The 26,116-nt window shown below is 49.0% G+C and carries 25 protein-coding genes; 15 read left to right on the top strand and 10 right to left on the bottom strand.

Annotated elements, in window-relative coordinates:
• The first annotated feature begins 76 nt into the window (after positions 1–76).
• The gene (locus BW972_RS13245) at positions 77–574 is read left to right on the top strand and encodes a glutathione peroxidase (protein ID WP_143732077.1); all 498 of its coding nucleotides are present in this window, start codon (positions 77–79) and stop codon (positions 572–574) included.
• 51 nt (positions 575–625) lie between these two features.
• Positions 626–1,561, top strand: coding sequence for a 1,4-dihydroxy-2-naphthoate polyprenyltransferase (locus BW972_RS13250; protein ID WP_143732079.1), 936 nt, complete (start codon positions 626–628; stop codon positions 1,559–1,561).
• A gap of 17 nt (positions 1,562–1,578) precedes the next feature.
• On the opposite strand, the gene pncA is transcribed toward BW972_RS13250, so the two are convergent.
• The 6 genes from pncA to BW972_RS13275 form a co-directional block, all read right to left on the bottom strand.
• The gene (gene pncA / locus BW972_RS13255) at positions 1,579–2,187 is read right to left on the bottom strand and encodes a bifunctional nicotinamidase/pyrazinamidase (protein WP_007654334.1); all 609 of its coding nucleotides are present in this window, start codon (positions 2,185–2,187) and stop codon (positions 1,579–1,581) included.
• A 149-nt stretch (positions 2,188–2,336) separates the two neighbouring features.
• Positions 2,337–3,053, bottom strand: coding sequence for a PIG-L deacetylase family protein (locus BW972_RS13260; protein WP_076422493.1), 717 nt, complete (start codon positions 3,051–3,053; stop codon positions 2,337–2,339).
• 99 nt (positions 3,054–3,152) lie between these two features.
• Positions 3,153–3,776 carry a DUF5025 domain-containing protein gene (locus BW972_RS13265; RefSeq protein ID WP_076422494.1) on the bottom strand — a complete coding sequence of 208 codons (624 nt, stop codon included), beginning with the start codon at positions 3,774–3,776 and terminating at the stop codon, positions 3,153–3,155.
• Positions 3,777–3,875: 99 nt separating this feature from the next.
• Positions 3,876–4,013 carry a hypothetical protein gene (locus tag BW972_RS19900; protein ID WP_155800588.1) on the bottom strand — a complete coding sequence of 46 codons (138 nt, stop codon included), beginning with the start codon at positions 4,011–4,013 and terminating at the stop codon, positions 3,876–3,878.
• 113 nt (positions 4,014–4,126) lie between these two features.
• Positions 4,127–6,574: a TonB-dependent receptor domain-containing protein gene (locus BW972_RS13270; protein ID WP_076422495.1), complete on the bottom strand. Its 2,448-nt coding sequence runs from the start codon at positions 6,572–6,574 to the stop codon at positions 4,127–4,129.
• Between the two features lie 318 nt (positions 6,575–6,892).
• Positions 6,893–8,314 carry a DEAD/DEAH box helicase gene (locus BW972_RS13275; protein ID WP_076422496.1) on the bottom strand — a complete coding sequence of 474 codons (1,422 nt, stop codon included), beginning with the start codon at positions 8,312–8,314 and terminating at the stop codon, positions 6,893–6,895.
• Positions 8,315–9,025: 711 nt separating this feature from the next.
• On the opposite strand from BW972_RS13275, the gene BW972_RS13280 reads away from it, so the two are divergent.
• Both BW972_RS13280 and BW972_RS13285 read left to right on the top strand, forming a co-directional pair.
• The gene (locus BW972_RS13280) at positions 9,026–10,177 is read left to right on the top strand and encodes a CaiB/BaiF CoA transferase family protein (protein ID WP_234986378.1); all 1,152 of its coding nucleotides are present in this window, start codon (positions 9,026–9,028) and stop codon (positions 10,175–10,177) included.
• Between the two features lie 118 nt (positions 10,178–10,295).
• Positions 10,296–10,967: a hypothetical protein gene (locus BW972_RS13285; RefSeq protein ID WP_076422498.1), complete on the top strand. Its 672-nt coding sequence runs from the start codon at positions 10,296–10,298 to the stop codon at positions 10,965–10,967.
• Positions 10,968–11,041: 74 nt separating this feature from the next.
• Here the strand turns inward: BW972_RS13285 and BW972_RS13290 are convergent, their stop codons facing one another.
• Positions 11,042–11,800 (bottom strand): phenylalanine 4-monooxygenase, encoded by a 759-nt coding sequence (locus BW972_RS13290; protein ID WP_076422499.1) that lies wholly within the window; start codon positions 11,798–11,800, stop codon positions 11,042–11,044.
• A 435-nt stretch (positions 11,801–12,235) separates the two neighbouring features.
• On the opposite strand from BW972_RS13290, the gene BW972_RS13295 reads away from it, so the two are divergent.
• Positions 12,236–13,369, top strand: coding sequence for a sulfatase-like hydrolase/transferase (locus BW972_RS13295; RefSeq protein WP_234986379.1), 1,134 nt, complete (start codon positions 12,236–12,238; stop codon positions 13,367–13,369).
• Positions 13,370–13,417: 48 nt separating this feature from the next.
• A complete protein-coding gene (locus BW972_RS13300) occupies positions 13,418–14,506 on the top strand; it encodes a hypothetical protein (protein ID WP_143732081.1) in 1,089 nt (362 codons plus the stop codon).
• Positions 14,507–14,561: 55 nt separating this feature from the next.
• Here BW972_RS13300 and BW972_RS13305 read toward each other — a convergent pair whose 3' ends face one another.
• The 3 genes from BW972_RS13305 to BW972_RS13315 form a co-directional block, all read right to left on the bottom strand.
• Positions 14,562–16,436 carry an ABC-F family ATP-binding cassette domain-containing protein gene (locus BW972_RS13305; RefSeq protein WP_076422501.1) on the bottom strand — a complete coding sequence of 625 codons (1,875 nt, stop codon included), beginning with the start codon at positions 16,434–16,436 and terminating at the stop codon, positions 14,562–14,564.
• Positions 16,437–16,532: 96 nt separating this feature from the next.
• The gene (locus BW972_RS13310) at positions 16,533–16,922 is read right to left on the bottom strand and encodes an SPW repeat protein (protein WP_007656709.1); all 390 of its coding nucleotides are present in this window, start codon (positions 16,920–16,922) and stop codon (positions 16,533–16,535) included.
• 87 nt (positions 16,923–17,009) lie between these two features.
• Positions 17,010–17,537 (bottom strand): RDD family protein, encoded by a 528-nt coding sequence (locus BW972_RS13315; RefSeq protein ID WP_076422502.1) that lies wholly within the window; start codon positions 17,535–17,537, stop codon positions 17,010–17,012.
• Positions 17,538–17,847: 310 nt separating this feature from the next.
• On the opposite strand from BW972_RS13315, the gene murI reads away from it, so the two are divergent.
• The 9 genes from murI to BW972_RS13360 all read left to right on the top strand — a co-directional run bounded on the left by murI (position 17,848) and on the right by BW972_RS13360 (position 25,988).
• A complete protein-coding gene (gene murI, locus BW972_RS13320; RefSeq protein ID WP_007656707.1) occupies positions 17,848–18,663 on the top strand; it encodes a glutamate racemase in 816 nt (271 codons plus the stop codon).
• Positions 18,664–18,811: 148 nt separating this feature from the next.
• Positions 18,812–19,363, top strand: coding sequence for a Cj0371 family chemotaxis-regulating polar lipoprotein (locus tag BW972_RS13325; RefSeq protein ID WP_040574188.1), 552 nt, complete (start codon positions 18,812–18,814; stop codon positions 19,361–19,363).
• A 175-nt stretch (positions 19,364–19,538) separates the two neighbouring features.
• Positions 19,539–20,726 (top strand): glutathionylspermidine synthase family protein, encoded by a 1,188-nt coding sequence (locus tag BW972_RS13330; protein WP_234986380.1) that lies wholly within the window; start codon positions 19,539–19,541, stop codon positions 20,724–20,726.
• 28 nt (positions 20,727–20,754) lie between these two features.
• Positions 20,755–21,513: a type I methionyl aminopeptidase gene (gene map / locus BW972_RS13335; protein ID WP_076422503.1), complete on the top strand. Its 759-nt coding sequence runs from the start codon at positions 20,755–20,757 to the stop codon at positions 21,511–21,513.
• Positions 21,514–21,612: 99 nt separating this feature from the next.
• Positions 21,613–22,716 (top strand): complex I subunit 1/NuoH family protein, encoded by a 1,104-nt coding sequence (locus BW972_RS13340; protein ID WP_076422504.1) that lies wholly within the window; start codon positions 21,613–21,615, stop codon positions 22,714–22,716.
• A gap of 108 nt (positions 22,717–22,824) precedes the next feature.
• Entirely contained in the window at positions 22,825–23,430 is a 606-nt protein-coding gene (locus tag BW972_RS13345; protein ID WP_076422505.1) for a NuoI/complex I 23 kDa subunit family protein, read from the top strand.
• Positions 23,431–23,552: 122 nt separating this feature from the next.
• Positions 23,553–24,065, top strand: coding sequence for an NADH-quinone oxidoreductase subunit J family protein (locus tag BW972_RS13350; RefSeq protein WP_040574190.1), 513 nt, complete (start codon positions 23,553–23,555; stop codon positions 24,063–24,065).
• Positions 24,065–24,379 carry an NADH-quinone oxidoreductase subunit NuoK gene (gene nuoK / locus BW972_RS13355; protein ID WP_007656695.1) on the top strand — a complete coding sequence of 105 codons (315 nt, stop codon included), beginning with the start codon at positions 24,065–24,067 and terminating at the stop codon, positions 24,377–24,379. The genes BW972_RS13350 and nuoK overlap by 1 nt, the downstream gene beginning before the upstream one ends.
• Before the next feature lie 310 nt (positions 24,380–24,689).
• Positions 24,690–25,988 (top strand): T9SS type A sorting domain-containing protein, encoded by a 1,299-nt coding sequence (locus BW972_RS13360; RefSeq protein WP_076422506.1) that lies wholly within the window; start codon positions 24,690–24,692, stop codon positions 25,986–25,988.
• Positions 25,989–26,116: the final 128 nt, after the last annotated feature.

Raw genomic sequence — 26,116 nt, forward strand, 5'->3', positions numbered from 1 at the left:
TTTGACAGTAGCAATGGTACTAGGTGTATCAGTAGCCTGTACAGGCGGATCATCTAATGCAAACCAAACAAACGATATGGCAACAGAGACCAATCAGACGGCACAAACTAACGGATTCCATTCCTTCAAAATCGAAAGTCTTGACGGGAAAGAGATTGACTTCTCGAAGTTCAAGGGTAAGAAAGTGCTGGTGGTGAACACCGCTTCGGAGTGTGGCTATACCCCACAGTATGCCGACCTGCAGAAGCTCCACGAGACGCATGGCGATAAGGTGGTAATTCTGGGCTTCCCGGCAAACAACTTTGGCGGACAGGAGCCAGGTTCAGAAGAGGAGATTGCGGCTTTCTGCCAGAAGAACTACGGCGTGACTTTCCAGATGATGGAGAAGGTATCCGTGAAAGGCGATGACCAGCACCCGCTTTACCAGTGGCTGGCCAAAAACAGCCCGAACAACGACGAGCCGAGCTGGAACTTCAGCAAGTACCTGATCGACGAAAACGGCAAAGTAGTGGCCTTCTATCCGTCTAAAGTGAAGCCGATGGGAGAGGAAATTCTGGCGGCGATTCAGAAGTAATGACATCAGGTATAGGCACTGATGCTATACCTGATATTTGAGAAAAATACCTTGAACACAACACAACACATTCCGCAGAATCCAGGTCTGGTAAAGGCCTGGATTTCCGCTTTTAGGCCGCGTACGCTGCCACTGGCCTTTTCCTGTATCGGTATGGGGGGCTTTATGGCCGCTGCTTACGGTGCCTTTGATGCCGTAGTGGTGGGCCTCTGCGTACTCACGACACTCTTCCTGCAGATACTCTCCAACCTGGCCAACGACTACGGCGACTCCATACACGGCGCCGACAGTGAGCACCGGGAAGGACCGAAGCGGGCGGTGCAGGCGGGCCATATCAAAGCCGAGCACATGAAGAAGGGGATGGCCGTGTTCAGCCTGCTGTCGCTGGTGTCGGGTTTGCTGCTGTTGTGGGTGGCTTTCGGTGCCGAAGGCATATACCTGTTCCTGGTCTTTCTTGCTCTTGGACTGGCTTCTATCTGGGCCGCCATTAACTATACAGCTGGCTCCAAACCTTATGGTTATGCCGGCCTGGGCGATATCTTCGTGTTCGTATTCTTCGGCTTGGTGGGTGTGCTGGGTACTTTCTTTTTGCAGGCGCAGTCGCTGCCCATGCTGGTGATTCTGCCGGCCATGGTTTGCGGCTTCTTCTCTACAGCCGTACTCAACGTGAACAACATTCGCGACATCAAATCCGATGTGCTGGCAGGCAAGCGCTCCATCCCTGTGCGTCTGGGACCTGTGCGGGCGCGCATTTATCACCTGGTGCTGCTGGCCGGAGGCGTGCTTAGTGCATTGGCTTACGTACTGCTCAACTTTTATAGCGTGTGGCAGTTTCTGTTTGTGCTGGCTGTACCACTTGTGTTAGTCAATGCCGTGAAGGTATGGCAAAAGCAAACGTCATCAGAACTCGACCCATACCTGAAGCAGATGGCGATTACGACCATGCTGTTTGTGCTGCTTTTTGGGATAGGCCAAGTGGTGGCTTAATCAGTTTTGATCAGTTACTAAAGCAGGTCGCTGCTCTGTATGATTTTTCCGCCGCTGGCCAGCATGTCGGCACGAGCAGCGGCATAGCCTTCCTGACTGATCGGGCGGGTCGCATCTTCAATAAAATACTTTTCAAACCCTTCGCCGAGAGCATCTTTGGCGGAGTAGTACACGCAGTAGTCGGCGGCAAGCCCTGCCAGGTATACCTGAGTCACACCTTTGCCACGCAGGTAGTCCGCTAAGCCAGTTGATTTTAGACGACCATTGTCATAAAAGCCACTGTAGCTGTCGATCTCCGGGTTGGTGCCTTTTCTGAAAATAGCTTCAATTTTTCTGGTCTCGAGGGCAGGGGCGAGGTCGGCTCCGGAGGTGTTTTGCAGACAGTGGTCAGGCCAGAGCACCTGTGGCAGACCGAGTAGTTCGGTCGTTTCGAACGGGCTTTTTCCTTCGTGGTTGGAGGCAAAACTCTTGTGGTCGGCCGGGTGCCAGTCCTGTGTCGCCACCACCAGGTCAAACTGCTCCTGTAGTTGGTTCACGATAGGGATGATCAGATCACCTTCCGGAACTGCGAGTGCGCCGCCAGGTAAGAAGTCGTTTTGTATGTCGATGAGCAATAATGCTTTCATGGGTATAAGCTAGGTATAAGTATAGGTGCAAGCCAGTCTGATATGCTAAGTTAAGCATTGCTTGCCTAAATCGTATCAGGTTACCCCGCTGTTCATGGCCTTGCCTGATACCACTATAAGGTTCTCAATATAATAGTAAAGTTAATGCTTTACTCCAGCCCGTCCGTCAGGTTGGCCAGCGGAGGCTTGTGGTCTTCCTGGTATATTTCGAAGTAAACCGTGTCGCCGATCGACTCCACCACATTCGCCTGCTTAATCACGTCCTGGTAGGTGTCATAACAGTTCAGTGCCTTCTTCATGATTTCTATGTCCTCGGGTCGCAGCTTCACTTCGCAGTCGATGAGGTCGGGCCTGCTGTGCTTCATCAGGAATTTGCCGGATTGCAGCGGCTGTTCTGTTTTGTTTGGCAGCGTCAGGAAAGCCAGCCTTTTCAGGTAATCAGAGCCGCCCTCTTTCATCTCCAGGAATACCCGCTTAACGACGGCGTGCATCACGAGGTGATCATGAAAGCCGCTTACCCCATGCACCGGGTAGGATACGATGACCTGCGGCTCTATCTGCCGGATGTGCGCCTTTACCACCTTCTCAATCTCACGTGGGTCCATCTCGGCCAGTTTGCTGTCGGGCAGGTCGAACACCGTCATGCCTGTCAGGCCGAGCACCCGCTCCACGGCCAGCATTTCCTTGTACCTGACATCGCCCATCTCTTCCACGCTCAGGCCCAGTTCATGCCGCACCTTGGTGGCACCGCCCCTGGTGAGGGTGAACAGGTATACCTGGTGCCCTTGCTCCAGTTGCTGCCACATAACAGGGGCCGGACCGAAGGATTCATCATCGGGATGCGGGAAGATATAGAGAATGCGCATGATGGGGGTTTTGGTTTAAGTGTTTGGATGCTCACTTAAACGGAGAAAAGCGCCGGAACGGTTTGCAGGATATAGGCAAATCGGGTTTAGCAGGATGTCCTACAGGCTACAATGGTTTGGGTTGGAGCTATTTGGCTTGTTAAACTTGAAACTCCCCCTTTCAATTCTGATAAATTCCTCAGGGTTTTGTTCATGAAAGAGAATGCCTTCGAAGCTTCCTTTTATGGACTGAAGTGCGACATAGCCTGGCAGCGGCAATATTTCATCTACCCTTACCTGAAAAGAATTAGGTGTATTCACATACCTGGTAGAAGTGCCATCGGCGTGCGTGATCAGGTAATAAGCATAGGAGTCGAAAATTTCCTGATAAGTGCCGGTCGTATGGTAAGTGCCCTTTTTATGTACTCCTGTAATTTGGATCTCAAGCAGGTCATCTGCTTGCATGTCACTCTTGCCGGAGTTGCTGTGCGCTGTGATTGTAAAAGCTGGTGAGGAAATGTCATTTACCGTATGAACTGACCAGGCGCCGTTAAACCTGCTTCTGCATTTATCGCCATCAATTGCTGTCGGCTGCCAGCTCTGACCATCAAGCTCCAAAGCAAGTTCATTAACCACAGTAGGTTCTTCGGGACCAGGATCCTTCTTCTCACAGCCGGAAAATAGAAACAGCGCCAGGCACAGGAAAGCAAGCGCTTTGTTCTTCTGAATAGCTATTGACTGCATCTGTACTTATTTAACAGTGTGGGGTTAAGTTGTTTACTTGACTAGCCTGCTTTTGTTGTAACTCTGTGTTATTCCTTTATTTGATTGAGAAGAAAGCTATTATTCACCTTTTTTCAACCCGCTCAGGATAGGAGAGTAAAGTTGTCTCACAGCTAATTTCCAATTCCCCTTCTCGTCTTTTTCATTCAGAATCGGTGCTCCTTTGTTTACTTCTCGCACAATTCCGTTTCTGTCCACAAAGATATTTGGTTTTCAGAGCAGTCTCTTTTGCTTCTGTTCAGAGAAAGGCTTTTTAAGTTAGACCAGGAGCCACCTCGCTGAGCGGCTCCCGGAGCTAACCTAACAAAATTTTAATTCGCACCGCCCCCGCCTGACTGCTCTCCGGCTTTCACATCGTCATTTTTGATGCCACGCTTCTTGCGGGCAATGTCTCCCTTCAGTTTGCCGAAGCGGTAGTTGAAAGCAACGCTGTAGCGGCGCATTACATTGAAATTCTCTTGGCGCTGCGTGAACTGCGGATCATTGATCTCGTTCAGGAAGCGACGGTTCTTCTGGAACGGGCTGTTCACTGAGAAGCTGAGGGTCGCTTTATTGTCTTTCAGGAACTGCTTGCTTACCGAAAGGCTATTCCAGATATACCCGGCTGAGCGGCCCTGCAGCAAAATGCGTGACGAATAATAGCCAATGTTGCCGCTTGCCCGCCAGCCCTTGTCGAAGCGGTAGCTCGAGTAACCAAACACATTGTAAGTAAAGCCCTCGTTGTTCTGTGGCACGCCGTCGATGACGCTGGTCAGCTTCACGTAGTTGGTAGTGGAGTTCAGATTGATGCTCAGCTTTTTGAACAGTGTGGTGTTGCCGCTCAGGGAAAAGCCGTAAGTCTGGTTGCGGCCTATGTTGCCATAGGTAGTACGGGCAACGGTGTCAGATCCAAGCGTGGTATAGCTCTGGATGGAGTTGTTCGTGAAGTTATGGAAGATGCTTGCATTTACAGATGTCCCCTTCACGAATGTGTTATAAGCCAGGTTGAACACATTGTTTGTGGCAGGATCGAGTTTCGGATTACCAAAGCTGATGTTGCGCGGGTCGATCTGATTTACATACGGGTTGAGGTAGTAAAGACTCGGACGCTCGATGCGCTGTGTATAGGACAAACGCATGGTGCTGGCACCTTTCAACTTGCGCGACAACGTAATGTTCGGGATCAGGTTGAAGTAGTCCGGAGTAGCCACTGTTCCCGATGACTTAAAGTTCGCGTCGATTTTAGTCTCTTCCAGACGTGCACCGGTTTTCAGACCCCAATCGCCTTTTTTGAGGCTGAGAGAGGTATAGGCCGCATAAATATCCTGGCGGTAGTCGAAACTGTTGGTCAGGTTCTCATCGATCACGAAATTGCCTGTTTCGGGGTTTTGGTTGCTGTAGAAATAATCGCTGCTGTTCAGTCGTAAGATTGTTTTCACACCAAACTCGAGGGTATGCTTTTTGATCGGCTGCACATAATCAGCCTGCATGGTGTGTTCTACTGAACTGCCGTCATTGTCCGTCTGGCTTACCTGGCCATTGAAGTTGAGCACTGGGTCCAGTATGAAGTCTGAGCCGCTGCCATTGCCGCTGTTACTTAGCCTGTAAGAAAGGGTGAACAGCTGATCTTTGTTTTTCTTGAAGGTGCGCTGGTAGTCAGCACCAAAGTCGCTGCCTCTCCAGGTAAAGTTGCCATTGTTCAAACGTGTGTAAGCCTGGGTCAGTGCCCCTGTGGAGTTAAACAGATCGACACGCTGCGCCAGTGTGTTATTACCGTTGTTCATGTTCATGCTGAAGTTGGCCGTGAACAGGTTTAGGGTGTCCATTTCGTAGCTGAACTCACCGCTCGCATACTGATAGGTGTTATCGTTTCGGCTTTCTCCAATCTGCTGCAGCACCGTCTGGCGTATGTTGTCTTCACGGTACAGGTTGTTGCTGTTAGGTGGGCTGTAATAGGAGCCGGTACCAAAATAGCCTGAAAAACCCGCCTTGCCAACTTTGGCTGTCAGGTAGCCGCCAAAGTTGCTTCCTCTTGGGGTGGATACCTGCGCATTCACAGAGCCATTGTAGCCGCCAATGTTCTTTTTATGTGTGATGATGTTGATGATGCCGCCCACGCCTTCGGCTTCGTATTTGGATGGTGGGTTGGTGATCACTTCAATGCTTTTGATGGTACTGGCTGGCATACTACGGAATACGTCTTTCGGGCTGCGTACAAACAGTGATGAGGTTTTGCCATTGACAAGTACCCGGTAGTTGCTGTTGCCATTCAGTTTGATGTTATCCTCAGCATCCAGGCTCAATAGCGGCACCTTGCGGAGCATGTCCAGGGCCGTCATGGTCTGGCTTTCGGGGTCGGCATCTACGTTGTAGGTGAGCTTGTCGATGTCCTGCTCCACCAGCAGCTTCTCCGTCACGATCTGCACTTCCTTTAGTTGTTTGGCCGATGAAACCAAGGGCAACCTGCCCAGGTCGATGGTTGTGCCGGTAAAAGCCGGAAGAGGCAGCACTTTTGTTTTGTAGCCTACATATGAGAGCACCAATTGGTATTGCTTCAACTCAAGGCCCGTCAGCTCAAAGGAGCCATTGTCTTTCGTAAAAGTGCTTTTGATTGCCTGGTTCTTTCCTGCTTCCTGTATCACTACCGTGACGTAGTCCAGAGAGGCCTGTGTTGCAGAGTCAGCTACGATGCCTTTGATGGTGCCTGTCGGTGCCGGTAACTGAGCAAAAGCCGGGCATGCCAGGCACCAGAGGAGTGCCAGCAGTAAAGTTTGTTTCATATAGAGTTAAAAATGGTTAGAATGACGCTGGCAGCCTTTGGTTGCGAAGCCAAAGGTCCTCTCTTCACATGAACCTAAACCAGGCATACATGCAGTGGAGGGTTAAACTGTAACGAGTAGAAAGGTATCATATAATATATATTATTCTGTAAAATATTATATAAATCCCCGTTTTCTATAGATGAAAACGCCTTTTGACCTATAAAATTAGTTGTTTGGCAGACTAAGGTATAGGAGATGAGCGCATGTCAGGTATAGCCCATGTCAAACAGAAAGGGCCTCTCCGGTAGGAGAGGCCCTTTCTGTTTAGTTATTGTCTTACGAGATTGGCGGCTTGCTATTCTGTGGATTGGAATCGTTTGGCTTCTTGCGGTTACGGTTCCTGTTCCGATTGCGGTTTGGCTTCTGAACGCCTTCCTGTCCCTCTGCCTTGGATGTGCCTTGCTCACCTCTTGGCTGTGGGTTGGCTGCCTTTATAGGACGGTTGTTCCCATCTTTTTGTGGAGCAGCACCTTCTGGTTTGGGCCCTCTACGGCGATTGCGATCTCTGCCGCCGCCTTCACCTGAGCGTTGGCCACCGCCTTGTCTGCCACTGCCTGGCTTTCCGCCGCTTTTGCCACCACGGCCACGGCCCATATCACGGCGCGTCGGGTCGAATACCGGAGCAGGGCCAAAGCCCTCCGGAAGCGGAAGTTTAGGAAGGTCGCGCTCAATGAGTTGCTCAACCTTGCGTACACGGTACATGTCGTTCTCGTTCACGAACGTGATGGCCATACCTGTAGAGGCGGCCCGGGCTGTACGGCCCACACGGTGCACATAGTCTTCAGCATCCTGCGGCATGTCAAAATTCACCACATGGCTCAGGCTATCGATGTCTATACCTCTGGATAGGATATCCGTAGCCACCAGAATCTGGTACTTACGATTCTTGAACCCCTGCAGCGCTTTTTCACGCTCCTCCTGTGTCAGGTCGGACATAATGCCCTCGGCTTCAAAACCCATCTTGCGCAGCGAGCGCACAATTTGATTTACGTTTGACTTGCGGGAGGTGAAGATGATCATGTTCTGCACTTCCAACTCCCGGATCAGGTGCTCCAGCAAAGGCAATTTCTGATTGTCGTAAGTCAGGTAAAGGCGCTGGTCAATCCCTTCGGCCGGCTTGGATATGGCCAGGTTAACCTCTTCAGGCTGCTGCAGGATCTGCTGCGACAGGTCACGGATCTTCTTCGGCATGGTAGCTGAGAAGAGGAGTGTCTGGCGTTCGGCAGGCAATGCACGCACGATTTTCAGGATGTCATCCATAAAACCCATGTCCAGCATCTTGTCAGCCTCGTCGAGTACCAGGTACTTCAGCTGGTCCAGTTTCACGTAGCCCAGGGCCATATGCGACATCAGACGTCCTGGCGTGGCTATGATAATATCGGCTCCACCGGTGAGGGCGCGCTTTTGTTGCTCCCACTCGTCGCCTTTGCTGCCACCGTAGATGGCAATAGAACTAACCGGGGCAAAATAGCCCAGGCCTTCTACCTGTTCATCAATCTGCTTCGCCAGTTCGCGGGTAGGAACCAATATAAGGGTGCTGGTGAAATCATAATTAGCGTGCGAAATGCGATCAATCAGCGGTAGCAGGTAAGCGGCAGTCTTGCCAGTACCTGTCTGAGCGCAGGCGATAATATCCTTCTGCTCTAGTATAAGCGGGATGGCTTGCTGTTGTACCGGGGTCGGGGTGTTGTATCCCATCGACTCAATGCCGGTGATTACATCATCGTGTAAGTTAAATGAACGAAAATCCAAAGTTATCTCCTTAAAATTATTTTTATGGCCTAGCGGCCTTTAAACCGCGATAATTGTGGTAAAGATAAGATTTTTATACCTTATTTGAGAAATATTTTAAAATACTGTTATATATTCAAAAATTAATGTTAATATTGCATCGTTGGAACAGCAAAATAGAACTTAACTTCTATAAAGTTGAAAAGACATCCGAAATGTTCAAAGTATATAATACTAGCTATATAGTTAAAAAGCTTTGAAATTCGCCTGAAAACAAACAATACCCAATTACATAATAGTATTTAAGCAGTATTTAATTTTGCTTACATAGATTTTTTTATATTAACGTCAAACTTTTAATAAAACCTGGCGTAAACAACCCAAAAGTTACTTTAAACCATCATTTAAAAACATATAGAAAAAAGATTTATTCTTAATTAAAATGAAAAAAGCTATAAAAGAATCTCCGAACTTCTATCTTCTACTGGGCGTGAACATCATTAATGCAATATTTTTCTTGATTTAATCGACCCTTTGCTCGGAACCTAATCCAATACATAGCGAAAACATACGTGCAGCTCTTCTTCGGGAGAGCTGCTTTTTTTATATCCTTTTTGATAGCTTTGTTACATGGCGATTGACTGAAACCAACTCTCGCTGAGATTATACCTAATGACGATGGCTGAACCCGTTTTCAAAAATATGCTGGTGTTCGAGCTGGCCAGTGTGCTGGCAGGGCCTAGTGTAGGACAGTTTTTTGCAGAGCTTGGCGCTACGGTGGTAAAGCTTGAAAATGCCGCTACCGGGGGCGATGTCACCCGCACCTGGAAACTGACAACGGAGCAGGGGAGTGCGGGGGCTTCCACTTACTTTTCGGCGGCCAACTGGGGGAAGCTCTCTGTAGGGCTCGATATCAGGGAGCCCACTTCACTTGATGTTGTTCATCAGTTAGCTGCCAAAGCGGACATTGTCATAGCGAGCTACAAGCCCGGTGATGCCGAGAAGTTGCAGGTCGATTACGGTACTCTTTCTCAACTCAACCCCAGGCTGATCTATGGGCACATTACGGGCTATGGTGCCGAAGACCAGCGTGCAGGGTATGATGCCGTGATTCAGGCGGAGAGCGGATTTATGTATATGAATGGCTCTCCTGACGGACCACCCACCAAAATGCCTGTTGCCCTGATGGATATTCTGGCAGCCCACCAGTTAAAGGAAGGTATACTGACGGCGCTCCTGCTGCGTGAGCGTACCGGGGAGGGCAGGTACGTGCAGGTTTCGCTGTTTGATGCCGCTGTTTCAGCATTGGCCAACCAGGGTACAAACTACCTGGTGGCAGGGCATAGCCCACAGCGCATGGGTTCTGAGCACCCCAATATTGTACCCTACGGCAGTGTGTTTACCTGCAAAGACGGCCTGCCTTTGGTTCTCGCCATAGGTGACGACAGGCAGTTCAGGCGATTGTGTCAGGTGCTGGGGGAGGAGGCACTGGCAGATCATTCACACTTTGCTACCAACAATGCAAGAGTGCAGCATCGGGAGGCTATTAATCAACAGTTAGAGCGGCTGATCAGGCAGCAGGAGCGGGCCGTGCTATTACAGGAGCTACACAGGCTGCATGTGCCGGCCGGTGCCGTGAACAGCATACCCGAGGTTTTTGAGCAGCTACAGGCCAGGCGCATGTTGCTTACCCAGCCAGGTGGACCCAGCGGCATCAGGCAGGTAGCTTTTGTAGGGGAGGGGATGAAAGCGGTTGAAGTGACGCCTCCACCGTCTTTTGCGCAGCATCATGAGCAGGTGCTAAGGCAATTTATAGCACCTGTTAATTAAAGTGATCATCAGTCTGTTAAATGTAAATCAGTAAGGCTGGTATACCTTGGGAAAACCGCTTGAATAACTATTTCTGAAGATTAGAGTAAAAAATACAGCACCCGAAACAAGCACAAGTATGAAAGATAGACTCGACGATATAATACAAGGCTTGCAGCAAAAGTCGGCTACAAAGCAGGCGATATACCGCAATACCTACCAGACCTTTACGCGGATGAAGGAAATTTCGCAGGAGATTGTAGAGGAGCTGACCAATCGGATCACGACGCACAATTCGGATGTTGTGATCGAATACAAGGCGATTACCGATCTGGAATTTCAGATCAAATTTTCTGGTGATCTGCTGGTTTTTGTCATGCATTCCAACATCGTCACGTTCCCTGACGACTACGAGATAATGCGCAACGATTACGTGGAAGAGGACTTCCGCCGCCGGTTTTTCGGACACATCATGGCGTACAACTTCATGGCAGATACCGTTAAGTACAACCGCCTCGACGACCCTGGTTATCTGGTGGGCAGGATGCTCATTAATATCGATAACCACTTTGCCATAGAAGGTGTGAAGCAGATGGACTTGCCTTACGACCGCATTGCCCGCAATGTGATAAATGATGACATGCTGCGTCTGATCGTGGAAAGCGCCATGGTGGCAGCTGTGAACAACGACCTGATGGGGCAGGATGTCTCGGATATTGAGCGCATCACCTATAAGCAGAAACTCGAAAACTCCCAGCTGTCAAGACCACGCAAGCTTGGTTTTATGATCAACCACGAGCTCACGCACTAGAGCAGATCAGTTGAAAGAGTTAAGTCCCGCCAGCAAGAGGTAGTCTATACCTGATGCTGGCGGGAATTTTTATGTCAGGCAGTGGGCACAAGCACATCCTGGGTGCGTAGCTGCTGCAGGGCCGTTTCTATAGCTGGCAGGCTCTCGAGCAGCTGCTCAAAGCTGTGGATGCAGAAGTACTGGCTCTGGAAGGTCTCTTTTATGTAAGCTGTGTTGAGGATATGGTCTACATCGAAGCCGAACTTCACACTCTCATCAGATACAGACAGGTTGCTCTCAGCCACTGAGGAAAGAATGCCGGCTCCGTAGATCTGTGCCTGCTGGCCTGGTTTGCGGAACAACCCGAATTCGATGGTGTACCAGTAGATGCGTGTAAGTCGGTCGATGATGTCGGGGCGGTCGAGGTGGGAGAGGGCCAGCTCGGATAGCTTGGCCAGGAACTCGCAGTACACCGGAATAGTGAGCAGCGGTACGTGGCCGAACACGTCATGGAACATGTCGGGCTCCTCGAGGTAGTCGAGCTGATCCATGCGGCGCACCCACACAGTGGCCGGGAAGCGCTTGCTGGCGATGAGCTGGAAGAACAGTGCATCATCGACTATTCCGGGAGCTGCCACCACTTCAAACCCCGTTAAAGGCCTGAGCTTTTGATTTATCTCATTAAAGTCAGGTATACGGTCGCGGCTGAAACCGACTTTTTCCAAACCTTCCCTAAACTCAGGTATGGCTTTTCCGGGTAGGTTGCGTAATTGGCGGTCGAACAGGATGGCCCATACCTGGTGGTTTTCGGCTGTGTAGTTACTGTAGTTCTGTGTCAGGTCCATGGATGTCATATGGCGTAATTTTAGTTTTTGGAATAGGTATAAAATGAAAAAAGCAGAGCTTTCGCTCTGCTTCAGTTGTATCAGTCAGGGACCCGTGGGCTTTTCCTGTTTAAGTGCGGTATGTTAGTCGCCTGATTGCCTGAGAGAGCGCAGTAGAGTAGCGGTAATAATAACCGTAGCAATAATAAGCGGCACGATAGCAATCAGCGGAAACAGCATGCAGTAGCGCAATGCCTGAAGGCATTGTTAAGTGGAGGTTCGCTATGGCTGCTGGTTGTTGCATGTGATGTTTAATGTTCGCAAGAAGTCAATTATCGGGATTAAACGCAAACTATTCTGCAGGGTTTTTCAGGAGCTAAGCCCGGAGGTACCGCTTTTGCCTGATCTTTAGCAGAACTCGTATACCTGATTATAGGAGTTTAGTTTCTATTAATTGCATTGGGTATGGGAGCATCCGAATACTACAGGCAGGCTTCATTACGCATAGGAGGCAGCAATTGGCTGTTTCGCTTGCTGATTGGGGCAGTAGTGGCTGTTGCGGCATCCTGTGCTACCTCGCCAACTGGAGAGAAGGTCGAGGGATTGCAGACTGAGAATGTCATTATAGTCGTGATCGATGGCATTCGGTATTCGGAAACCTGGGGAGCAGTGCCAGGTATTATTCCCAACATGTCCACCGATTTGCTCCACAGAGGCACCTTCTGCAGAAACTTCCGGAATGATGGCTATACCTACACCAATTCCGGCCATGCGGCTATCACGACTGGGGTGAACCAGCCGATTGATAACTATGGAGATGAGCTGCCGGCTAACCCCTCTTTGTTTCAGCAGTGGCTCAAGCAGAAAGGCAGACCGACCACCGCCGCCTGGATCATTTCAAGTAAAGACAAGCTGGATATTTTGGGCAATACCCTTCGGCCTGATTGGAAAGACCAGTTTTTGCCATCGCTTAACTGTGGCGTGAGCGGCCCTGGCAGTGGCTATCGGGCGGATTCTCTCACGCTGGTGGAGGTAATGAAAGTGCTCACCACCCACAGGCCCAACCTACTGCTGATCAATTTTATGGAACCGGATGGCTATGCCCACGCCGGAAACTGGGATTACTACCTGAGAGGCATCGCCCGGTCCGACCGCTATGTGAAGCAGCTCTGGGATTTCCTTGAAAAAGATGCGCACTACAAAGGAAAAACAACAATGCTTATTACCACGGACCATGGCCGCCATCTCGATTCGGTAAAGAACGGATGGATAGACCATGGCGATGATTGTGAAGGCTGTCAGCATATAAGTCTGCTCGCCCTGGGACCAGATTTTAGAAGAGACGCTATCGTCGAAACCAAGTATAGCTTGGTTGATATTTCCGCTACGGTTTCCCGGATGCTCGATTTTGAGATGGACTCTACTGTCTTAGTGCCGCTTGTAGACACTGTAGTAGTAGACCTTGCCATGGATACGACCCTGACGGCTTTCCGGAAAGACTCTATTCGGTTGGAGGTGAAAATGGATACAACTGCACTGAAAGGGAATGTGATGAAAGACCTGTTCTCCAGGAAAGCACTGAAGCAAATGGGGCTCTAAGCCTGCCCTGTTATAACTGTCGCAGCACAGGCAATTAAGTTTCTAGTTATGTTACCAATTGTTATACATCGAAACAATCGCCGCATGGCCGATCGCTTTGTATACCTGTTGGTTTTTCTTTTGCTGGGGTGGCAGCCGGCGCGGGCTCAGGAAAAGCCGCTCTTCGAGGATGAGGCAGTGCTTCAATTCAAGTTGGTTGCCGACTTTCAAAAGCTGTTAAAGGACCGTGGCGATGATAGAAAGTATCATGCCGCTACCCTCTTTTATCAGGATGCTGCAGGTGGGGAGATCTCTTTGCCGCTGCGGGTGATGGTGCGGGGCAACCGCCGTCGCGATGTCACCGTCTGCCGCTTTCCGCCGCTCATGCTTAACCTGATCCGCAAAAAAATGCCGGCAGGAACCGTGTTTGAAGGGCAAAACAAACTGAAGCTGGTAACACACTGCGTAGGGGAGGAGTACGTGCTGCGGGAGTACCTGGTATATAAGGTATACAACCTGCTGGCTGAAGAGAGCTTTCGGGTGCGCCTCTGTCAGGTGACCTACGAAGACAGCCTGGGAAAACGCAAACCAGAGGTGCGCTACGCCTTTCTGATAGAGGATGACAAAAGCATGGCCAGTCGGCTGGATATGAAGCTTATACCTAGCAAAATGCGCATAAGTATGGACCTTGTCGATCCGAAGGCTATGGCCCGGTTAGCCCTTTTCCAGTACATGATCGGCAACACAGACTGGTCTGTGCCTTACCGGCATAACATAGATCTGCTGGCACCTGACTCACTTTCAGAACCTATACCTGTGCCTTTCGACTTCGACTACGCAGGTATAGTAGGGGCACCCTATGCTGCACCGCCTCCCGAGTTGGGTATAAAGTCAGTAAAGCAGCGCCTGTACAGAGCGTATACTTTCCCGGATAACATCCACCGGGAGATGGTTAACACGTTTAATGCTTACCGTACTCCGATTTATGCAGTATACAGGCAATGTGAGCCCTTGAGTAAATCAGGGTTGCGGCAGTCGCTTAAGTACCTGGATAGTTTTTACGCCATCATCAACCACCCCCGCAAGTTTGACCGGGAAATCGTGAAAGTGGGGGAGCGTAACGAGAAAGCCTACGTGACAGTGAAAGGCCTGAAATGAAATCGCCGAAACAAACAGGTTGCTTCGGCGATCTTAAGGTATAGCTGTGAGTTGCTTACATGATCTCGGAGAGCTCGAGCCAACGCATCTCTTTTTCTTCCAGTTGCTCGTTTAACTGCTCCAGTTCTTTGGCCCAGGCATTAAGCTGCTCGTGGTCAGTGGTAGTGCCGGCATTCATGGTTTCGATGATCTCTGCTTTACGTGCCTCGAGTTTTGGCATCTCCTTCTCCAGTTCTTCAAACTCTTTTTTCTCCTGATAAGTCGGTTTGCGCTTTCCTGTCATGGGTTGCTCCTGTTTCTTTTCGATTACAGGGGCAGCCTGCTTTGGTTCCTGGTCGGTTTTTTCCTGCTCCTTCAGCCACTCGCGGTAGTCGGTATAGTTGCCCGGGAAGTTGCGAATCTTGCCTTCGCCCTCAAACACAAACAGGTGCTCTACCAGCCGGTCCATGAAGTAACGGTCGTGCGATACCATCAGCAGACAGCCGCCAAAGTTGAGCAGGAAGTCTTCCAGTATGTTGAGCGTGATGATGTCGAGGTCGTTGGTTGGCTCATCTAGGATCAGGAAGTTGGGGTTCTTGATCAGCACGCGCAGCAACTGCAGACGGCGCTTCTCCCCACCGCTCAGTTTGCTTACAAAGGTATACTGCTGCGGCGGCGCAAATTGGAAGTGCTGCAGGAACTGGCTGGCTGTGATCACCTCACCATTGGCCATCTCCACTACCTCTGCAATATCTTTCACGATGTCGATCACCCGCTGGTCTTGCTTGTACTCGAGCTCATCCTGGGTGTAGTAACCAAACACAGTAGTTTGGCCGGCATCGATGGTGCCGCTGTCGGGCTGCAGTTTGCCGGTGAGCATGTTCAGGAAAGTAGACTTACCTGCCCCGTTCGGCCCTACGATGCCAATGCGGTCTTTTTTCTTAAACACATAAGAGAAGTCGTCCACGATTTTCTTAGGTCCAAAGGACTTCGAAATATGGTCTACCTCGATGATCTTGCCGCCCTGGCGTGTCGTCTTTACGGAAAGCTCCAGTTGCGGAGCCGCTGTTTTTTTGGCTGCTTTCTCTTTCAATTCTTCAAAAGCATCGACTCTATACTTGGCTTTGGTACCGCGGGCCTTTGGTTGACGCCGGATCCAATCCAACTCTTTGCGCATTAGGTTGCGGGCTTTCTCGGTTTCTGCAGCGGCCATTTCTTCACGCGAAGCCTTCTTCTCCACAAAATAGCTGTAGTTGCCTTTGTAAGTATAGAGCTCACCGTTGTCGAGTTCGGCTATTTCGTTGGCCACCTTATCCAGGAAGTAGCGGTCGTGCGTCACCATCAGCAGGGTGGTGTTCTGCGTGGAAAGCAGGCCTTCCAACCACTCAATGGTGTCCAGGTCCAGGTGGTTAGTGGGCTCATCCAGAATGAGCATGCTAGGCTCCTCAATGAGCACTCGGGCCATGGCCACCCGCTTGCGCTGCCCGCCCGAGAGCTGTTTTATCTCCTGCTCAAGATTGTGTATACCTAACTTGGAAAGGATCTGCTTCACTTTGATCTCAAAATCCCAGGCTTGCAGCTCGTCCATACGCTCCATTAGGTGCTGCATCTTCTCCGCACTAGTGTCGGGGTGGGAGATGGCTACTTCGTATTCGCGGATGACGTCGAGTACTTCGCTCTGTCCACCAAAAATGGTCTGCTGTACCGTCAGCTCTTCATCAAACTCCGGGTTCTGGCCCAGGAAACCGATCGTGACTTCTTTGCGCACGCTCACGCTACCCTCGTCAGGGGGTAATTTGCCTGCCAGCACATTGAGCAGCGTGGTTTTGCCAGAGCCGTTCACGCCAACCAGGGCGACACGTTGCCCCTGGCTGATGCCGAAGTTCAGGTTTTTGAAAAGCCAGCGTTCGCCAAAGCTTTTTGATATATTTTCTGCGGATAGGTAATTCATAAAGCAAATTTAGGCATTTCTGCGCTATAGGCAGACAAAATAAAACAGGCTGACTTGATGGAGTCAGCCTGTTGCATTACACATGGTTTATATCGCTTATCGCATGGTTTCTTCGTGTGCTACATTAGTTTTGTAAGCTCTGCTTGGTGTACGATGTGTCGTTAGCGATGCCAGTATAGAGAATACACCGAAAATCAGGTGTGGTGTATACACATAGTCGGCAAAACCAAACAGCCATGGAGACAGTGCTAGTATGACGCCAATGCCAAAGTCAAGCATCAGGTGTGTCTGCATTGGAATCTTCTTTACCAGACCCATCTCAAAGTCTGTCAGGATTGTTTGCAGAAGCACGATCGCGCCTATGACTACAGGTACCCAGGTTTCAGAACCACCTGCGGCAAAATTGAACAGCCAGGGCGATGCAATAAGTAAAATACCATATACATAATCCAATATACCGTGAAAACGGGTTGGGATAAATCGCATGATTACCTCCTTTCTTGTTGTTATACAAGGTATAATATACGATTCGTACTTAGAGGTGTTGGATATATAGTAGAAAAATAGTGCAATTTATTGCTCAGTCATCACTAGGGTGCGGGCTACATAATCGTGCAGTGCCTGCTTACGGCGGGTAAATTGTATGAGCAAAAAGCCAAGTAACAGCGGTAAAGCCGAAAGGATGCGTGAGAAATAGCGCGCATTAGCCTGAAGAAAAGAAATGCGCTTGCCCCGCAAGTCCGTTACTTTCAGCCCCAAGGTAAACTTGCCAATAGTAGCCTGCTTGGGGGAGGCCTCCAGCAAGGTATAGTAAAGCCAGTGCAGTATAGGAAAATACAGACTGTAAAAAAATAACTGAAGTACAGCTTCAAACTCAAGCATACTAATGTTGCCATCTACCACCACTTGTTTCCAGGTGTTGAACTGCAGCGAATTTTCGGCCATAGAGTAAAGTATGATCGAGTACCAGAACACGAGTATAGTCGTGTCGATCAGGAAGGCCACAGAGCGACTGATAAAACTACCATACAAGGGAGTTCGTTTCACCACAGGTGAAGCGGACGAGATGATGAAAGCGGAGTCAGTGATAGCTGTAGACATAAGGGCTAGGCTAGGAGGTGGATAATCTGCTTTATCTGCTCTGTTGATAAAGCCGCCGGGTGTCGTACTCAGGGAATGGAGAATTAAGATAGCAATTCCCTTTGTATAAAGTAGTTAAATATAACCAAATAAAATTTATTTACAAAATATATTGTAAAAATAATATTTAATGCCGTCGCTCTGAATGATAAGCTGTTTCATAACTCAATAGTAAGTTTGAAAAATTCAATCATAATGTCAAAATAAGTGAATGATCTTAAAATCATGGTGAACATCTAATTTTGTGGGTTTTAGCATAACTTCGCACCATATGGGAGAGAGAAAAAATATGCACCCGATCGGGGTATTTGACAGTGGCATAGGGGGGCTTACTGTAGCGCAGGCAATCGTGGCAGAACTGCCAAATGAAAGGCTTATATACTTTGGCGACACTGCCCATTTGCCTTATGGGGATAAATCTACGGCTGCCATACAGGCTTATGCCGTAAAGATTTGTGATCTGTTGCTCAGGCAGCATTGCAAAGTGATTTTAATCGCCTGTAACTCGGCTTCAGCGGCTGCTTATGAGCTTGTAAAGGAATATGTGGGCAGCAAGGCACGTGTGCTGAATGTGATAGAACCGGTGGTGGAGCATATTGGAAAGACCTATGCAGGCAAAACGATTGGACTTATCGGGACAAAGCAAACGGTCAACTCCAATGTGTATCGCAAAAAGATAGATGAACTGGACCTCGATATTACCCTGAAATCACATGCCACGCCGCTGCTAGCTGCCATGATCGAAGAGGGCTTTTTCAATGATTCTATTTCTGAAAACGTGATTCACGCCTACCTGTCAGCGCCCGAACTGCAAGGTATAGAGGCACTTATTCTGGGTTGTACGCACTATCCGCTTATCAAAAGACAGATCGAGAATTACTACCAGGGGAAAGTAGATGTACTGGACGCCAGCCAGATCGTGGCCAGGCATGTTCGGAGATTTCTGGAAACCAATGACCTGACCTCTGGCGAGTTGCAGGGCGATCATGCATTTTTTGTGTCTGATTTTACCAGGTCATTCGAAGAAAGTACCCGCATCTTCTTCAAGCGGAAAGTGCACCTGGAGCATTATCCCTTGTGGGAGTAGAGGAGTTTCAGTGTCAGGAATTTCAAAATGACAGGTCGTGACCTGTCCAAATTATGCACTGGTAATCAACAATGCAGCCATCCTCCAATCCCTCACTTTCAGAAATCCCGTAAAAAGAGTACCTTTATATATCAACGGAGATAATCTTATGAAAAAGCGATATTTGACCATCGGGGACTTCAAGCGCAATGCCTTTATCATGGCCGCCGCCGCTACCATGGGACTCACCAGCTGTGACTCAAACACGCAGACAAATGATGAATGGAATGCGGGTACAGAAGTGCCTGTGCCGGATGGGATTGTAACGGAACTAACTGAGGAGGCACCTGACCAGTGGAAGATCACCGATGAGCGTACCACAGCACCGGGCCAGAGCATGGCGATCTTAAAGTATAATGATGGCCGCGTAGATACGCTGCAGGGCCTGGCACTCGAGAACCAGATGCGTGACATTGCCCAAAATGAGCAGCAATATACCCAGGGCGGCTTCGGTTTGGGCAGTGTGCTATGGTGGAGCGGCATGGGCTTTATGGCCGGTCGCATGATGTCACCCAGACCTGCTTATTATGCCAACCCGGGTGTGATGAACAATACAGCCGCCTGGCGCCAGAATGTGCAGACTTACCGTCAGCAGTCTACAGCGCCTCGTACAGGCCGAAGCGGTTACTTCCGTGGACGCAGCGGCGGAGCGGGAGCCTAATCTTAAGGTATAGGAAAAGCATATTTGCTGTTTCGCAAGGAGAGTATCCCGACAATCAGGTATAACGGTATGCTCCTTTTGGGGTTCATGCCTCGTATGGAAGGTATCAGTATAAGCTATGCTGCTTGTGCCGATACCTTCATTTGCGTATCAACCTTTTATTTCTGAGTATTTCATGCTAGAAAATTCTAAGACGAGCATCCAGGTAAAACCTCATACAGGTGATGTGGAAAAAGCAGTGCGCGGACTGGGCTGGGAGTGGTGTGTGGAGGACGGATGCGCCAACTATGTGCCCGGCGAGGCAGTGGTGATTACCGAAGACGAAGCAGAAGAATTACTCGATGCTGCCAGCTCGCTTTACAACATGATGGTGCAAGCCATTCCGAATGATCTTCCGGACGCCTTCCTGCAAGTGCTGGGTATACCCGAGAACCTATGGCAGCTAGTGCGCCAGTCATGGAACGACGACCGACAGGTGCATCTGTATGGTCGCTTTGACCTGGCGATGACGCCGGATGGCCCCAAAATGCTGGAATTTAATGCCGATACCGCCACTTCTATACCTGAAACCGCTGTAGTGCAATGGGCCAGTCTGGCCGTTGCCGGCAAAAACGATGCCCTGCAGTATTCTGGCCTGTACGAAGCTCTGGTAGAACAACTCAGGGTATGGCGCGAACGAAACGAAGACCTAGCACCTGCCTTGCTCGTTACTTACATTGGGGCAAGTGCAGAGGACGAAGCCAACTGCTCGGTCATAACCCAGGCTGCCAACGAAGCTGGTTTTGAAGCCCATCTCTGCCCAATCGAAGAAGTGAGCTTCTCTACAGAGGGTGACGAAAAAGGCGTGTGGGCACAAGTGGAGTCAGAGCAGTGGCGGCATTTTCCGTTCTTGTTTAAGTTACTGCCATGGGAGCAGATTGCCTGGGAGGAGCCAGAGCTGCTGCAAACCCTGACACTGCTTTCCCGTTCCCGCACCATCACGATTGCCAATCCGGCCTATACCTTGCTGTTCCAGAGCAAAGGCATGCTAGCCTGGCTTTGGAAGGCTTTTCCGTACCACCCTCTTCTGCTGGAGGCAGACATCGAGCCGCTGACAGGTAAGTACATCAAAAAGCCATATTTTGGCCGTGAGGGGCAGAGCGTAGAGGTAGTAGACCGTGGGCGCGTGACCAAAGTTCGTGGTGAATATGATAAGCAGCAGCAGGTATACCAGCGTTGGTGCGAGCTGCCTGAAGACGACAAAGGCTACCAGTACCAGGCCGGTGTATTCTGGTCAGGTGAAGGAGCCGCCATCGGCTTTCGCCGCGAAAAAGGCATCATCACCAACCTGTCGCAGTTTGTGCCGCATATTGTGGAAGGTTAGTATTTATCAATATTGAAAAGGTATAGCTATGTCAATAGACTCAAATGAGGATCTGGAAGGTATAAAAAAGGTGAGTGAAGCTGTGGCTATCACCCTCAGAAAAATGCGCGAACATGCCAGGCCAGGTATGACCACAAAGGAGTTGGATGACTTTGGATACAAGCTGCTGCAGTCTTACAATGCACAGTCGGCACCCAAGATCACCTATGATTTCCCCGGCTATACCTGTATCAGTATCAATTACGAAGCTGCACACGGTATACCCTCCGACAAAACCGTTCTTAAAGAAGGAGACCTGGTAAACATAGATGTGTCGGCGGAACTCAATGGATATTATGCGGACAACGGCGGTTCTTTTATTTTGGGAGAAGACGTGCATGGTTTGAACAAACTGGTAGATGCTTCTGTCACGGCACTGTATAAAGCGCTGAAAGAAATAAAGGGAGGCAAAAAGATAGCTGAAATAGGCCGCATTATAGAGACAGAAGCGAAGAAGAACGGTTTCAAGGTAATCAAGAATCTGGTTGGTCATGGCGTTGGTCGTAGCCTGCACGAAGAGCCGCACGAGATTCCATGCTTTTATGACAAGCAGGAGACCCGAAGGTTCCGCAAGAACACCGTGGTCGCTGTAGAAACCTTTATCTCCACCAAAGGAAGTTATGTGCATGAGAAAGGCGACGGCTGGACTCTATTGGCAGATGCAGGAGCTTTTGTAGCGCAGCACGAGCACACGATCCTGATAACTGACGGCGAGCCGATTATCCTGACCGCTGCTAATGGGATATAGTTATGATCAGCTAAGTAAAAGCTGACTGTAGTATCTGGCTCGACTAGCACATTAGCACATTAAAAACTACCTTTGCCCGTTCATAAAACCTAACCGCTTATGCTTGCCTTTCTGCTGACACTTATGCTATTGCTGGGTATCGTCATTGTGCTGGCGTATGCGGAGCGCAAGGTGGCAGCCTTTATGCAAGACCGCCTGGGACCAACCGAGGCGGGGCCCTACGGCTCGCTTCAGTCGGTGCTGGACGTACTAAAGCTGCTGCAGAAAGAAGACATTGTACCTGCCGCGGCTGACAAGAAGCTATTCAAACTGGCCCCCATCCTGATCTTCGCCGCAGTGTTTGCAGGCTTTGCCGTTATACCTTTCACACCTGAACTTATACCTGCCAGCATTGGCATCGGTGTTTTTTACCTGCTGGCTATTATTTCACTTGATGTAGTAGGCTTGCTGATGGCGGGGTGGGGCTCCAATAATAAGTACGCCATGCTGGGTGCCATGCGATCCGTGGCGCAAATTGTATCGTATGAAATACCAGCCGGATTGGCTATTCTCTCCGTTGTGATGATCTGCCAGTCACTGGACTTTCAGGAGATCAGCTATCAGCAAGGTATATTGCTAAACCGCTTTCCCGGACTTGAGTTTGAAAAGAACTGGCTCTTTGGTATCGAAGCGCTGGGTATAAACACGACAAACATAGGCGGTATCACTACCTGGAACATCTTCAGAGCTCCGCTTTTGCTTGTAGCCTTTGTGATCTATTTTATCGCATCCCTGGCAGAAAGTAACCGGGCACCATTCGATATACCGGAAGCGGAATCGGAACTGGTAGCCGGGTTTCATGTGGAGTATTCGGGCTTCCGGTTTGCCGTGCTGTTTCTGGCGGAATATAGCATGATGGTGCTGGTTAGCCTGGTAGCAGTTATTCTCTTCCTTGGGAGCTGGAATACGCCTTTGCCAAACCTGACTACGCTTAAGTTTGCAGACTGGACAACAGGCACAATAGGGTCACTTTCAGGTATACTATGGGGTGGCTTCTGGCTGCTCAGCAAGACCTTTGTGCTGCTGTTTCTGCAGTTACAGATCCGCTGGACCTACCCGCGTCTGCGCGTGGACCAACTCATGCACCTGTGCTGGAAGGTATTGACACCCGTTGCGCTGGGTGTAGTATTGCTAGCTGGTATTTGGCGTTTGCTAATGGTTTGAGTCCAGGAGTTTTAAGATTTATTGAGTTTAGAAGTAAGAGCATTGGTAATTTATTTCCTCTTGGTAGGGGCAGGGATGGGTTTCGACTTATACCCTTTTAAATAAGATATGGAGAAATCGTCTGTTCAACATAAAACCGGATTTTGGGAAGTGGTAAAGTCGCTGCTAAGCGGATTGCTACTGACATGGCGGCATTTCCGGAATGCGGACAAGCGGCGTGCGCCTGTGCCGGTCATGGACGATAATTACTTTAAGCAGCCAGAGGGCTTGGTAACGCTTACATACCCTTATGAGGCTATACCTGTTCCAGAAAACGGCCGCTACCGCCTGCACAACGAGATCGACGACTGCATTGTGTGTGATCTTTGCGCCAAGATTTGCCCAGTGAACTGCATCACAATTGAATCTGTGAAGGCAACGGAGGAGATCGGGGTGACGTCAGACGGTACAAAAAAGCGTCTTTATGCACCTGTGTTCGACATTGACATGGCTAAGTGCTGCTACTGCGGCCTCTGTACTACCGTTTGTCCAACAGATTGCCTGACTATGACTCCGGTATACGATTTCGCTGAAGTAGATATCAAGAACATGATTTACCACTTCACTGACCTTACTCCAGAACAGGCAGAGGAGAAAAAGCAATTGCTACAGAAGCAGCAGGAAGAAATGGCCGCAGCCAAAGCAGCGGCATTAGCGGCCCGAAAGCAGCAGTAAATTAAATTGTTAAATAGCTATACGGTTTCAACACATGCAGTATCTGATGCTGGGGAATGGTTTCCATTATCAGCTCGAATCTGACAAACCAAGTATTTAAAAACAGACGAATCAAAGAGAAGATGCTATTCTACGTTTTTGCTCTATTAGCCATAGTATCGGGTGCTTACATGGTGCTGACGCGGAACCTGCTATATGCAGGCTTCTCCCTGCTGCTCACCCTGCTGAGTGTAGCGGCCATTTATGTGTTGCTCTTTGCCGATTTTGTTGCTGTCACGCAGCTAATGGTGTACGTGGGTGGTGTGCTGGTGCTGATCCTGTTCGGTATTATGCTCAGCAGTAGGGTGCACGACAAGTCTGTCATGTCAGAGAATGTAAACGTAGGATGGGGAATTACTATTGCGCTTCTAACACTTGTTGGGCTGAGCTATACCATCTGGCAGGCAGGATTCAGTTCACTGCCATGGCTTCAACAAACTGACACCGATGTGCTGGCAGGCCAGAAAAGCACGGTGCAGCACATCGGTGTAAAACTGATGACCGACTTTGTGTTGCCTTTCGAAATAGCCTCTCTGCTACTGCTTATAGCACTGATGGGTGCAGCCTATATCGCCACAGACAAACAGAAGGTATAATGTTAGATCAGATTCCTTTAGAGCACATCCTGCTGTTGAGCGCAGCCTTGTTTACGATTGGCATTTTGGCTGTTATCACAAAGCGTCATGCAGTGGTGGTGCTGATGGGTATAGAATTAATTTTCAACGCCGCCAACCTGAACCTAGTAGCCTTCAGCCGTCACGATCCTGTGTTGATGCAAGGACAAATGTTCTCCCTTTTTGTTATCCTGGTTGCCGCTGCTGAGGCTGCCGTTGCCCTTGCTATCGTGCTGAGGGTATACCAGCATTTCAAAACTGCTAATCTTAATCAGATTGTGACTAAGGAGGGGTAGCCCTGAAATAACATCCAGATATTTGCCTGTCCTAAAAGTACTTAGGTTTCTCTTCTTATTTGACTGCTCATACCTCTTAAGTATAACAATACAAGTATAGCATTACCTCATATACCAACATTTTGGCACTATTCAGTTCATTCATTACTAGCTCCTTATATGCTTATATTTAGTGTTTAAACATGAAATTTAAGCTACAATAAAAGTGGGGATTGATTGAACTTAAGTAAGTAGCTAAAAGTTTAAGCTTTAATTTATTCAGAAGGTAGTATTACTGTAGTATGTTAAACTTTTACTTTTAGCTTTTCACATGAAAACAATTATTGCCCAAGCCGTAAGGTCTACGGCGCTGGGAGCTCTTTGGGTCATAGCTGGTTATACTATGCCTGTTTATGGGCAGGCAATTGAGATGGGCAGTTTTGTTACCACTTATGAACAAGATTTCAATACCCTGCCAAGAACAGGAACTACAGCAGAATTAGGTGTAAACGCATTTATACCTGACGGCTGGACTGTGCTGAGTTCTAAAATAGAGGTTAACACTATTAGTATTAGTACTGGCTCATCTAATACTGCTGCTTTGTTCAGTTATGGGCATACAAACTCTACTGATAGGGCATTGGGTGCTTTGACCGCAGACAAAGTCGGTGATTTTGCTTACAATCTACTGTTACAAAACACCTCCGGAAAGACGATTACTCAGCTCGATATAGCGTATGCAGCGGAGCAGTGGCGGGTGGGTAGTACTAATACAGATGTGCAAAGACTGCTTTTTATGTATGCTATTGCCGAGTATTCTTCCTCTTTTAATTTAACCGTTAACCTCAAAACGGGCGGGTGGACAACTGTTCCTTCTCTTCAATTTAACAGTCCTAAAAATAAAACTACAGCAGGCCATATTGACGGAAACATACCTGAAAACCGAAAGCAATTCAGCTATACCCTGCCCGAAGCTATACCCGATGGCTACTACGTAATGCTGCGCTGGTATGACCCCGACGAATTACAACAGGACCATGGACTTGCGATTGATGATGTACAGGTAACTTGGAAATTTCAGCCTGATTATGTGCCACTACCAGTAGAACTGACCAAGTTTACTGCCCGAACTATCGGCAAAGGCGTTGAACTTAACTGGACAACAGCTTCAGAACTCGATAGCAAACATTTTGAAATAGAGCGTAGTACCGATGCAAGAAACTTCGAGACTGTTGGCATTGTGAATGCAATGGGTACGACGAGCATGACCACAAACTATACCTTTCACGATAGAGAACCTCTCTTAGGTACGTCCTATTACCGACTTAAGCAAGTTGACGAAGATCTTTCTTATACCTACTACCATGTGGTTGCAGTAACAAATCGGCAGGCCAAAACAGCCACGGTATACCCAACCCTGGCACAGCAGGAGCTCAAGGTAGAACTACCGTTTGCGCACATACCTTACGATGCAGCTGTGTATGACAAGATGGGACGTGTGGTGCTGCGCCGAAACTTGAAGGGTTTTACTCATTCACTGGATGTCAGCCGTTTGGGGCATGGGAACTATACCTTGGTGCTCTCTGACGAAGCTGGGCAAAAGCAGACTTTACGGTTCCTGAAGAAATAACGCTATACTTGGGGAGTATCCTTACCTAAAAACTAACTATCCCTGAAGAGTGGCTATACCTGCCAAAGACATAAAATCAGAAGGGCCAGCTAGAATAGCTGGCCCTTCTGATTTTATAAGCTGTCGTT

This window comes from Pontibacter lucknowensis (genome assembly GCF_900156415.1).
GTDB lineage: Bacteria > Bacteroidota > Bacteroidia > Cytophagales > Hymenobacteraceae > Pontibacter > Pontibacter lucknowensis.

Coding starts and splice junctions, on each gene's coding strand:
- BW972_RS13345 (WP_076422505.1), top strand. CDS start 22,825: ATGGAGAAATCGTCTGTTCAACATAAAACCGGATTTTGGGAAGTGGTA.
- BW972_RS13340 (WP_076422504.1), top strand. CDS start 21,613: ATGCTTGCCTTTCTGCTGACACTTATGCTATTGCTGGGTATCGTCATT.
- BW972_RS13350 (WP_040574190.1), top strand. CDS start 23,553: ATGCTATTCTACGTTTTTGCTCTATTAGCCATAGTATCGGGTGCTTAC.
- BW972_RS13310 (WP_007656709.1), bottom strand. CDS start 16,922: ATGCGATTTATCCCAACCCGTTTTCACGGTATATTGGATTATGTATAT.
- BW972_RS13245 (WP_143732077.1), top strand. CDS start 77: ATGGCAACAGAGACCAATCAGACGGCACAAACTAACGGATTCCATTCC.
- BW972_RS13290 (WP_076422499.1), bottom strand. CDS start 11,800: ATGACATCCATGGACCTGACACAGAACTACAGTAACTACACAGCCGAA.
- BW972_RS13285 (WP_076422498.1), top strand. CDS start 10,296: ATGAAAGATAGACTCGACGATATAATACAAGGCTTGCAGCAAAAGTCG.
- map (WP_076422503.1), top strand. CDS start 20,755: ATGTCAATAGACTCAAATGAGGATCTGGAAGGTATAAAAAAGGTGAGT.
- BW972_RS13300 (WP_143732081.1), top strand. CDS start 13,418: ATGTTACCAATTGTTATACATCGAAACAATCGCCGCATGGCCGATCGC.
- BW972_RS13330 (WP_234986380.1), top strand. CDS start 19,539: ATGCTAGAAAATTCTAAGACGAGCATCCAGGTAAAACCTCATACAGGT.
- BW972_RS13360 (WP_076422506.1), top strand. CDS start 24,690: ATGAAAACAATTATTGCCCAAGCCGTAAGGTCTACGGCGCTGGGAGCT.
- BW972_RS13275 (WP_076422496.1), bottom strand. CDS start 8,314: ATGGGATACAACACCCCGACCCCGGTACAACAGCAAGCCATCCCGCTT.
- pncA (WP_007654334.1), bottom strand. CDS start 2,187: ATGAAAGCATTATTGCTCATCGACATACAAAACGACTTCTTACCTGGC.
- BW972_RS13270 (WP_076422495.1), bottom strand. CDS start 6,574: ATGAAACAAACTTTACTGCTGGCACTCCTCTGGTGCCTGGCATGCCCG.
- BW972_RS13305 (WP_076422501.1), bottom strand. CDS start 16,436: ATGAATTACCTATCCGCAGAAAATATATCAAAAAGCTTTGGCGAACGC.
- BW972_RS13295 (WP_234986379.1), top strand. CDS start 12,236: ATGGGAGCATCCGAATACTACAGGCAGGCTTCATTACGCATAGGAGGC.
- BW972_RS13315 (WP_076422502.1), bottom strand. CDS start 17,537: ATGTCTACAGCTATCACTGACTCCGCTTTCATCATCTCGTCCGCTTCA.
- BW972_RS13265 (WP_076422494.1), bottom strand. CDS start 3,776: ATGCAGTCAATAGCTATTCAGAAGAACAAAGCGCTTGCTTTCCTGTGC.
- murI (WP_007656707.1), top strand. CDS start 17,848: ATGGGAGAGAGAAAAAATATGCACCCGATCGGGGTATTTGACAGTGGC.
- BW972_RS13325 (WP_040574188.1), top strand. CDS start 18,812: ATGAAAAAGCGATATTTGACCATCGGGGACTTCAAGCGCAATGCCTTT.
- BW972_RS13280 (WP_234986378.1), top strand. CDS start 9,026: ATGGCTGAACCCGTTTTCAAAAATATGCTGGTGTTCGAGCTGGCCAGT.
- BW972_RS13260 (WP_076422493.1), bottom strand. CDS start 3,053: ATGCGCATTCTCTATATCTTCCCGCATCCCGATGATGAATCCTTCGGT.
- nuoK (WP_007656695.1), top strand. CDS start 24,065: ATGTTAGATCAGATTCCTTTAGAGCACATCCTGCTGTTGAGCGCAGCC.